Annotated in this window: 1 protein-coding gene; it reads right to left on the bottom strand. The window is 72.7% G+C overall.

What is annotated here, in order from left to right:
• Nucleotides 1–11: 11 nt before the first annotated feature.
• Nucleotides 12–11372, bottom strand: coding sequence for an SDR family NAD(P)-dependent oxidoreductase (locus AORI_RS55700; protein WP_420806987.1), 11361 nt, complete (start codon nucleotides 11370–11372; stop codon nucleotides 12–14).
• Between the last annotated feature and the right edge of the window lie 56 nt (nucleotides 11373–11428).

Here is an 11428-nt window from a genome sequence, read left to right as displayed (position 1 = left end):
GGTGTTTCACGTCAGGCGGGGTCGGAAGCGTCGAAAGCGAGTGCGATCAGGCGGTCGGCGTCCATCTCGTCGATGTCCGCGCCGTCGGGCGACTCGGTGGGGCGGTAGCCGGGGTCGGCCAGCCGGGTCAGCAGGTCCAGCACGCCGGCTTCGCGGAGCCGGTCGGCGGGCACCGAAGCGAGGACCGCGCCGATACGGGCGACCTCGTCGTCAACGGCTTCTTCGGCGGGTGCCAGCCGGTCGCCGAGGGTTTCGGCGAGCGCGGTGGGCGTCGGATGGTCGAACACGACCGTGGCGGGCAGCCGCAGACCGGTCGCCGCGTTGAGCCGGTTGCGGAGTTCGACCGCGCTGAGCGAGTCGAACCCGAGCTCCCGGAAGGCCTGCCGGACCCCGACCTGCTCCGGTGAGCCGAAACCGAGCACCGCGGCGACGTTCGCGCGGATCAGGTCCAGCAGGGCCCGGCCGCGGGCGGCCGGGGCGAGCCCGGCCAGCCGGTCGGCTAGTCCCTCGGACTGTGTGCCGGTGGCCGCGGCGGCCCGGCGCACCGGTGCCTTCACCAGCCCCCGCAGCAACGGGTGCACTTCCTCGCCCCGCAGGGCGGCGAGGTCGATGTGCATCGGGAGCGGCGCCGGTTCGTACCCGGCACGGGCGGCGTCCATCAACAGTAGTCCGTCCTCAGTGGACAGAGGGCTCATCCCGGACCGCTTGAGCCGGGCCAGATCCGCTTCACCGAGGTGGCCGGTCATCCCGCTCAGCTCGGCCCAGAAACCCCACGCGAGCGAGACCGCGGGCAACCCCTGCGCCCGACGGTGCCGGGCGAGCGAGTCGAGGAAACTGTTCGCGGCGGCGTAGTTGCCCTGTCCGGCGTCGCCGAACGCGCCGGCGGCCGAGGAGAACAGGACGAACTCGGCGAGATGCGCGTCGCGGGTCAGTTCGTGCAGGTTGACCGCGGCGTCGACCTTCGGGCGCAGCACCTTCGCCAGCCGCTCGGGGGTCAGCGTGGCGACGAGGCCGTCGTCCAGGACACCGGCGGCGTGCACCACCCCGGCCAGCGGATGCTCGGCCGGGACGGTGGCGAGCAGGGCGGCCAGCGCCGCCCGGTCGGCCGCGTCGCAGGCGGCGATGGTGACGGACGCCCCGGCGGCGGTCAGTTCCGCTTCGAGTTCGGCCATCCCGGCCGCCGCACGACCCCGGCGGCCGACGAGCAGCAGGTGCCGGACACCGCGCACGGTGACCAGATGCCGGGCGACCAGCGCGCCGAGTGTCCCGGTGGCGCCGGTGATCAGCACCGTCCCGTTCCCGTCCATTGTGGACGGGATGGTGAGCACGTTCTTGCCGATGTGCTTGGCCTGGCTCATGAACCGGAAGACCTCGGGTGCGCGGCGCGCGTCCCACACCGTCGGCCGGGGCACGGTGAGCGACCCGGCGCCGAACAGGTCCAGCAGTTCGGCCAGGATCTCGCCGATCCTCGGCCGTCCGGCGTCGAGCAGGTCGAACGCGCGGTAGGTGACGCCGGGATGCGCGGCCGCGACCTCGTCCGCGTCACGGATGTCGGTCTTGCCCATCTCCACGAACCGGCCGCCCTCGCCCAGCAGCCGCAGCGACGCGTCGACGAACTCCTTGGCGAGCGAGTCCAGGACGACGTCCATCCGGCCGAACCGGTCCTCGAAGTCCAGCGTGCGGGAGGAGGCGATGTGCTCGTCGTCGAAACCGAGGCCCCGCAGCACTTCCCACTTGCCGGGGCTCGCCGTGGCGAACACCTCGGCGCCGAGGTGGCGGGCCAGCTGGACCGCGGCCATGCCGACACCGCCGGTCGCTCCGTGGATCAGCACCTTCTCCCCCGGCCGGAGCCCGCCGAGGTCGACCAGCCCGTAGTAGGCGGTGAGGAAGACGACCGGCAGAGCGGCCGCTTCGGCGAACGTCCAGTCCACGGGCATTTCCGTGACCGTCCGCCGGTCGGCGATCGCGACCGGTCCGAACGCGCCGTCGAACAGGCCGAAGACCCGGTCGCCGGGCTTCAGGCCGGTGACGCCGGAACCGATTTCGGTGACGATACCCGCGCCCTCGCTGCCCATCACCGCCTTGTCCTCGGGATACATGTCGAGCGTGATGAGCACGTCGCGGAAGTTGATCCCGGCGGCCCGGACCTGGATCCGGACCTCGCCGTCGGCGAGCGGCCGGGCGGCCGTGGGCGCCGGGACGAGCGCGAGCTCTTCCAGCGTGCCGCGGCGGGGCGCGTCCAGCACCCAGGGGCCTTCCGGCGGGGTCAGCGTGCCGTCGGTGGAGACCTTGGCGAGCCTCGGCACGAGCAGTTCCCCGTCGCGCCACGCGAGCTGCGCCTCACCGGTGGCCAGCACTTCGGCGAGCAACGCCGGCGGAAGGTCGGTGTCGCTGTCGAGCAGGACGATCCGGTCGGGGTTCTCGGCCTGCGCGGACCGGACCAGGCCCCAGGCCGCCGCGGCCGGCAGGTCGCGGACGTCCGCGACCGCGCCGCGGGTGTGCAGCACCAGCCGCGCGTCGGCGAACCGCTCGTCGTCGAGCCAGGTCCGGAGCAGATCGAGCACCCGGGCGGTCGTGCGATGGACGCTCTCGGTGAGGTCCCCGGCCTCGGCTCCCACCGGCACCAGCACCACGTCGGGGATCTCGGCGAGCGCGGTCAGGTCGCCGTCGGACAGGACGGTGACGGTCGGCGTCTCGACGGCTTCCGGCGTGGAGACCGGAGTCCAGTCGACGCGGAACAGCGAGTCCGGCCGCCGGGATCCGGGCAGGGCGGCGGGCCGCGTGACGAGGCCTTCGACGGTCGCGACCGGCGCGCCCGCCGGATCGGCCGCCGTCACCGCGACGGTGTCCGTCCCCACGGTGAGCCGGACCCGCAGCGCGGTGGCGCCGACGGCGTGCACGGTGACCCCGGTCCACGCGAACGGCAGTTCCGCGCCGTCGCCGGACCGGACGGTACCGAGGGCGTGGAGGGCGGCGTCGAGCAACGCCGGATGCAGACCGAACCGGTCCGCGCCCTCGGCATCGGGCAGGACGACCTCGGCGAAGACGTCGGAACCCAGGGTCCAGGCCGCTCGCAGCCCTTGGAACGCCGGACCGTAGCCGTAGCCCTGCGCCTCGGCGTCGGCGTAAAAGCCGTCGAGGTCGGCGCTCGTCGCGCCGGCGGGCGGCCATTCGGTCAGTCCCTCTCCCGGGGTTTCCGCCGAAGTCAGGAAGCCGGATGCGTGCCGCACCCAGGTGTCGTCACCGGATTCGGCCTGGGAGTGCACGGTGACCTCGCGGCGTCCGTTCACTTCGGACCCCAGGACGACCTGGACGCGGACGCCGCCCTGCTCGGGAAGCGGCAGCGGGGCTTCGAGAGTCAGCTCGTCGATCCGCCCGCAGCCCGCGTGGGTTCCGGCCTGCAGCGCCAGCTCCACGAACGCCGTACCCGGCAGCAGCACCACGCCCTGCACCGCGTGGTCGGCCAGCCACGGCTGGGCGGCCGTCGAGATCCGGCCGGTGAGCAGCAGGCCGCCGGAGCCCGGCAGCGCGGTCGCGGCGGTGAGCAGCGGATGCCCGGTGGCGCCGAGACCGAATCCGGCGGCGTCACCCGGTTCCCCGGCGTCGGTGAGCCAGAACTCCTGATGCTGGAAGGCATAGGGCGGCAGATCCACCCACCCCGCCTCGGGCAGCAGCGCGGCCCAATCGGGGCTGAGACCGTGGACGTGCGCCTCGGCCAGGGAGGTGACGAACCGGGTCGGTCCACCCTCGTCACGGCGAAGGCTCGCGAGCGCGACGGCGGGCACGGCGGCCTCTTCGACGAGTTCGGTCAGCCCGGCGACCAGCACCGGATGCGGGCTCGTCTCGACGAAGAACCGGAACCCGTCCGCGATCAGCCGCCGCACCGCCTGGTCGAACCGGACGGTGGCCCGGAGATTGCGGAACCAATAGGCCGCGTCGAGGGTGGTCGTGTCGATCGGCTCACCGGTGACGGTCGAGTACATCGGCAGTTCGGCTTCGCGCGGCATGATTCCGCTCAGCGCCGTCACGACCTGCTGTTCGATCGCGTCGACGTGAGCCGAGTGCGACGCGTAGTCCACCGGGACCCGCTTCGCCCGCACGTCGAGCAGTTCGCATCGCTTGAGCAGCGCCTCCAGCCCGGCGACGTCACCGGACACGACGACGGAAGCCGGGCCGTTCACCACGGCCACGGAAACGCCATCGGGCAGCAGTTCCCGGACGCGATCCTCAGAGGCCGCGACCGACACCATCCCGCCCAATCCGGACAGCGCCAGGATCGCCTTGCTGCGCAGGCAGACCACGCGTGCGGCGTCTTCCAGCGACAGCGCGCCCGCGACACACGCGGCCGCGATCTCACCCTGCGAATGCCCGACCACGGCGGCGGGTTCGATGCCGCACGCCCGCCAGAGCCGGGCCAGCGACACCATCACCGCGAACAGCACCGGCTGGACGACGTCCACCCGTTCCAGCGCCGCCGCGTCGGACAGGACGTGCGTCAGCTTCCAGTCCAGATGGGACAGAAGTGCGGCCTCGCAGTCGGCCATCGCTTCGGCGAAGACCGCCGACGATCCCAGCAGATCCACCGCCATCCCGGTCCACTGCGATCCCTGGCCTGGAAAGACGAAGACGGCCTTGCCGTTCTCGGCGACCCCATCGACCACGTGGGGCGCGGGGACGGCGTCGGCCAGCGCGCGCAGCCCGGCGGTCAACCCGGCGCGGTCGCCCGCCACCACCACGGCACGGTGGTCCAGCGCGGACCTGGTCACCGCGAGCGCGCGGGCCACGGCGGGCAGGGAGACGTCGCCGGCCAGGTGCCCGGCGAGCCGGTCGGCCTGCGCGGCCAGGGCGGCGGACGTCTTTCCGGACAGGACGAACGGCAGCACGTCACCACCGAGCGGCGATGTGTCCGAAGTGGACTTTTCGACCGGTTCCGCCTGCTCCAGGACGACGTGCGCGTTGGTCCCGCTGATCCCGAACGACGAGACAGCCGCACGCCGGGGCCCGCCGGTTTCCGGCCAGGCCACGGGCTCGCTGAGCAAGGACACGTTCCCGGATGTCCAGTCGACCTTGGTCGTCGGCGTGCCGAGGTTGAGCGTGCGGGGCAGCACACCGTGGTGCATCGCCTGCACCATCTTGATGATCCCGCCGACGCCGGCGGCGGCCTGGGTGTGGCCGAGGTTCGACTTCAGCGACCCGAGCCACAGCGGCCGGTCCCGGTCCTGGCCGTAGGTGGCGAGCATCGCCTGCGCCTCGATCGGATCACCCAACGGCGTCCCGGTGCCGTGGGCCTCCACAGCGTCCACTTCGGACGGTTTGAGACCGGCGTCCGCCAAGGCCCGGCGGATCACCCGTTGCTGCGACGGACCGCTCGGGGCGGTGAGGCCGTTGGACGCGCCGTCCTGGTTGACCGCGCTCCCCCGCACGATCGCGAGGACGCGATGGCCGTTGCGGCGGGCGTCGGAAAGGCGTTCCACCAGGAGCATCCCGACGCCTTCGCTCCACACCGTGCCGTCTGCTTCGTCCGAAAAGGACTTGCAGCGGCCATCGGGAGCGAGGCCGCGCTGACGGCTGAAGTCCACGAAGACCTCGGGCGTGGCCATCACGGTCACCCCGCCCGCCAGCGCCATCGAGCACTCACCGCGCCGCAGCGCCTGCGCGGCCAGGTGCAGCGCCACCAGCGACGACGAACAGGCCGTGTCGATCGTGACGGCCGGGCCTTCCAGCCCGAAGGTGTAGGCGACCCGGCCGGAGTGAATGCTGGCCGAGGTCCCGTTGCCGAGGTAACCCTCGACGTCGTCGGGGACGCGGTTCAGCCCGGTCGCGTAGTCGTGGTACATCACCCCGGCGAACACGCCGGTTCCACTGCCGCGCAAGGACTTCGGGTCGATCCCGGCCCGTTCGACGGCTTCGTGGGAGATCTCCAGCAGCAGCCGCTGCTGCGGGTCCATCGCCAGCGCTTCCCGGGGCGAGATCCCGAAGAAGCCGGGATCGAACTGTCCGGCGTCGTGCAGGAAACCGCCCTCGCGCACGTAGGTCGTGCCGCGGTGGTCGGCGTCGGGGTGGTAGACGCCGTCGGTGTCCCAGCCGCGGTTCTCGGGGAACCGGGTGATGCCGTCGTTCCCGTCGGCGACCAGACGCCACAAGTCGTCGGGTGTGCTCACCCCGCCCGGATAGCGGCAGGCCATGCCGATGATCGCGATCGGCTCGTCGGCTTCGGCCGGAGCGGCGGGCTCGTCCCGGACCGGAGCGGAGCCGGCGGCGAGGAACGCGGCGACCGCACGCGGGTTCGGGTGATCGAACACCAGCGTCGGCGCGATCTTCAGTCCGGTGGCCGCGATCAGCCGGTTGCGCAGTTCCACGGCGGCGAGCGAGTCGAAACCCACCTCGGTGAACGCGCGATCCGGGTCGATCGCGTGCGCGTCCGGGTGGCCCAGGACGGCGGCGACCGTCGTCCGGACGAGGTCGAGCAGGGCCGCCTCGTCCAGTCCGCGCGGTGCGGCCGACGGCGCCGGGCGGGTGACCCGGACGAGTCCGCCGAGGACTGCCGGAAGTCCTTCGGCGGAGGCGCGGGCACGCAACGCGGCACGGTGCATCCGCATCGGCAGCAGTACCGGCCGGTCCGCCGCCAGTGCCGCGTCGAACAGCGCGAGCCCGTCTACTTCGGATAGTGCACGCTGGCCGGAGCGCTCGATCCGGCGCAGCCCCGCCTCGTCGAGCCGTGCTCCCATCCCGGTGGCCCAGAGGCCCCAGCCCAGTGCGACGCCGGGGCGGCCTTCCGCACGGCGGCGGAGGGCGAGCGCTTCGAGGAAGGCATTGGCCGCAGCGTAGTTGGCCTGACCCGCGCCGTCGAAGGTGGCCGCGGACGAAGAGAACAGCACGAACGCCGACAGGTCGAGGTCCCGGGTGAGTTCGTCCAGGACGAGCGCGCCGGTGACCTTCGGCCGCAGGACGGCCGCGAGCCGCTCGTGGTCGAGCGTGGTGATGGTCGCGTCGTCGAGCACACCGGCGGCGTGGACGACCGCCGACACCGGATGCTCGGCGAGCAGTGCCGCGACGGACTCGCGGTCGGCGATGTCGCAGGCGGCGACGGTGACGTCGGCACCCAGCGCGGTGAGGTCGTCGACGAGCGGCCCCGCGGCACCGCGACGGCTCACGAGAAGCAGGCTGCGTACCTCGTGCCGCTCGACCAGATGCCGGGCCAGCAGCCCGGCGAGACCGCCGGTCCCGCCGGTGATCAGCACCGTGCCGCCGGTGGTGAACGACGCCGGGGCCGGGCTCGGCACACGCGTCAGCCTGGGGACCAGCACCGCGCCGTCGCGGGCGGCGAACTCGGGTTCGCCGGAAGCCAGTCCGGCGGCGAGGCCGTCTTCTCCCGTGACGTCGGCCAATACCAGCCGGTCCGGGTGCTCGGCCTGCGCGGAACGCACAAGCCCCCACATGGCGGCCGCGGCGGGATCGGGGTTTTCGGTGGCGACGGCGCCGTCGGTGAGCAGCGCCAGCCTGGCCGGGGCGAACCGGTCGTCGGCGAGCCACGTCTGGACGAGATCCAGCACGCTTTCGAGAGTGGTGCAACGGACGGCGACGACCGGTGGCACGTCGTCGACGGCGGTGAGGTCCGGATAGAGCCGGTACTCGGCGACGCCCGGCGTTCCGGGAAGCGAAATCCAGTCGACGCCGTAAAGCGCGCCGTCCTGCGCGCGAGGAGCTGTGGAAAGAGGTCGCAGGGCTAAGGATTCGACCGACGCGACGGGTTCGCCCGCGCCGTCGGCCACCTTCAGGGACACCGAGTACGTCCCGGCTTCGGCACCCGCGACGTGGTTCTCGAGCTTGACGCGCAGAACGTCGGCGCCGCGCGCGTGCAACGTCACGCCGGACCACGCGAACGGCAGCGCCGCGGGGCCTCCACCGCCCCCGGAGCCGAGTTCGAGCACGTGCAGCGCCGCGTCCAGCAGCGCCGGATGCACGCCGAACCCGCCCTGGGTCTCCGGCACGGCGGCGACCTCGGCGTAGAGGTCGTCACCGGAGCGCCATGCGGCACGCAGGCAGCGGAACGCCGGCCCGTAGTCGAGGCCGGAGTCGGCCAACCGGTCGTAGAGATCGGAAAGGTCGAGGGGCTCACCGGCGGGCGGCCACGCCCCGAAGCCGGGAGCGGGCGCCGCGGCGCCGAGCGTGCCCGAAGCGCAGCGCGTCCACTCGTCGTCCTCGGTGTCACGGAAGAAGATCAGGAGCCCGCTGTCCCGGACCGACACCTGAACCTGAACGCCCGCTTCGGAAAGCACCATCGGCACTTCGAGGGTCAGTTCCTCGACGCCCCCGGCCCCCGCGAGTTCCGCGGCCCGCAGCGCCAGTTCGAGCAGCGCGGTACCCGGCAGCACCACGTCGCCACCGACGACGTGGTCGGCGAGCCAGGGCTGGGTGAGCGGGGACAACCTGCCGGAGAGCAGCAGCGCACCGTCTTCGGCCGTGGTGACCGACGCCCGCAGGAGCGGATGCCCGGTGTCGCCCAGACCGTAGGCGCCGGGATCCCCGGCGGTGTCCTGGTCGATCAGCCAGTACCGCTGCCGTTCGAAGGCATAAGTCGGCAAATCGGCCCTCGGGTGTGCACCGAACACCTGAGGCCAGCCGAGTTCGGCGCCGCGGACCCACAGTTCGGCCAGCGACGCGGCGAGCGCCTCCGCCTCCGGCCGCGACCCGCGCAGGCTCGGCACCAGCGCCGCTCCCTCGCCGTCGAGGACTTCGGCGGCCATCGGCGTCAGCACCGCGTCCGGGCCGAGTTCCAGGAGCACGTCGACGCCGAGCTCGTCCAGCCGCCGCACGCCGTCGGCGAACCGCACCGGGCGGCGCACGTGCTCCACCCAGTATTCCGGCGCCGTCGCCTCGGTGAGCAGCTCACCGGACACAGTGGACACCAGCGGGATCACCGGCTTCCGGAAGGTGAGGATCTCGGCGAACCGGCGGAACTCGTCGAGCATCCCGTCCATGTGATGCGAGTGGAAGGCGTGACTCACCTTGAGCCGTTTGGTCTTGCGCCTGGCGAACGCGGCGGCGACCTCCTCGACCGCGGCCTCGTCGCCGGAGACGACCACCGACCGCGGGCCGTTGACGGCCGCGATCGCGAGGCGTTCGTCAAGCAGCGGCAGGACCTCGTCCTCCGTCGCCTGCACCGCGAGCATCGCGCCGCCCTCGCGCGTGTCCTGCATCAGGCGTCCCCGCGCGGCGACGAGCGCGGCGGCGTCGGAGAGCGAAAGCATGCCCGAAACGTGCGCGGCGGCCAGCTCGCCGATCGAGTGCCCGGCGACGTAATCGGGGCGCAGGCCCCAATGCTCGTACAGCCGGAACAGCGCGACCTCGACGGCGAACAACGCGCACTGCGCGTATTCGGTGCGGTGCAACAGGCCGGCTTCCTCGGTGCCCTCGTCGGCGAACACGATCTCGGCCAGCGGCCGGTCCAGTTGCAGGTCGAGATGCCCGCAGGCGTCGTCGAAGGCGGCGGCGAACACCGGGAACCGGCGGTGCAGTTCGCGGCCCATCCCGGCGCGCTGGCTGCCCTGGCCGCTGAAGACGATCCCGATCCGCGCCGTCCCGTGGACCAGGCTCGGCAGAGCTTCACCGGTGGCCAACGCGTCCAACCCGGCCAACAATCCCGCGCGATCGGCGACCGTCACCACGGCCCGCCACTCCAGGGCGGACCGGGTGGTGGCGAGCGCGGCGGCGATGGCGGGGAGGTCACTGTCCGGCAGGGCTTCACGCAGCCGGGCGGCCTGACGGCGCAGGGCCTTCTCGTCGCGGCCGCTGACGGGGAACAGCCAGGTGGGCCACGCTTCCGGCGACGGCTCGGGCTCGTCCTCGGCGGGGGCCTGTTCGAGGACGGCGTGCGCGTTGGTCCCGCTCATCCCGAACGACGACACCGCCGCGCGGCGAGGCGCGCCATTCTCCGGCCAAGCAACGGTCTCGTTGAGCAGTTCGACGGCACCGGAGGACCAGGCGACCTTCGGGGTGGGCTCGTCGGCGTGCAGGGTCTTGGGCAGCACACCGTGCCGCATCGCCTGCACCATCTTGATCACCCCGGCCACCCCGGCGGCCGACTGGGTGTGCCCGATGTTCGACTTGACCGAGCCGAGGAGCAACGGGCGCTCACGGTCGCGGCCGTAGGTGGCCAGCAGTGCCTGCGCCTCGATCGGGTCGCCGAGGACGGTACCGGTGCCGTGTGCTTCGACGGCGTCCACTTCGGACGGTGCGAGCCCGGCGTTCGCCAGCGCGCGCCGGATCACCCTCTGCTGAGCGGCGCCGTTGGGCGCGGTGAGACCGTTGCTGGCGCCGTCGGAGTTGATCGCGGTGCCGCGGACGACGGCGAGCACCCGGTGCCCGTTGCGCCGGGCGTCGGAAAGCCTTTCCAGCACCAGCATCCCGACACCTTCGGACCAGCCGGTGCCGTCCGCCGCGGCGGAGAACGGCTTGCAGCGCCCGTCCGGCGCGAGCCCGCGCTGACGGCTGAAGGCGAGGAAACCGCCGGGGCTCGACATCACCGCGACGCCGCCGGCCACCGCGATCGGGCACTCCCCCAGCCGCAGCGCCTGCCCTGCCAGGTGCAGGGCCACCAGCGACGACGAGCATGCGGTGTCCACGGTGACCGTCGGGCCCTCGAACCCGAAGGCGTACGAGACGCGGCCCGACGCGACACTCGCCGCGTTACCGGTCAGCAGATAACCTTCGAGACCTTCTTCCGCGCCACCGAGACGCGGTCCGTACTCCTGGGTCTCCGCGCCGACGAACACGCCGGTCGCGCTTCCCCGCAAGGTCGCGGGGTCGATCCCCGCCCGCTCGAAGGCCTCCCACGACGTCTCCAGCAGGAGCCGCTGTTGCGGATCCATCGCCAGCGCCTCACGCGGCGAGATCCCGAAGAATCCCGCGTCGAAATCCCCGGCGCCGTCGAGGAACCCGCCTCGCCGGGTGTAGGTCTTGCCGGGCACCCCGGGGTCGGGGTCGTACAGCGATTCCACGTCCCAGCCGCGGTCGGCCGGGAAGTCCGACGTCGCGTCCCCACCCTCGGTGACCAGCCGCCAGAGGTCCTCCGGCGAACCGATCCCACCGGGGTAACGGCAGGCCATGCCGACGATCGCGATCGGCTCGTCGTCGGCGATCGCCTGGTAGTCCTCGATCTCGGCCACGGCCTCACCGGCGAGCAGATCGCGCAGATGACCGGCGAGCGCCGACGGTGTCGGGTGGTCGAAGACGAGCGTCACCGGCAGCTCCAGCGCGGTGGCCGCGGAGATCCGCCGGTGCAGTTCCACCGCCGCGAGGGAATCGAACCCGAGTTCGGCGAAGGGCGTGCCGGGCGCGGCGGTCCCCGCACCCGGCTTCGCCTCCAGCACCGCTTCGGTCTCGGCGACGACCAGCGCGGCGAGCGCCCGCCGCCGCTCCCCGTCCG

The sequence above is a fragment of the Amycolatopsis keratiniphila genome, from assembly GCF_000400635.2.
GTDB lineage: Bacteria > Actinomycetota > Actinomycetes > Mycobacteriales > Pseudonocardiaceae > Amycolatopsis > Amycolatopsis keratiniphila.
This window is presented reverse-complemented; position numbering and strand designations above follow the sequence as displayed.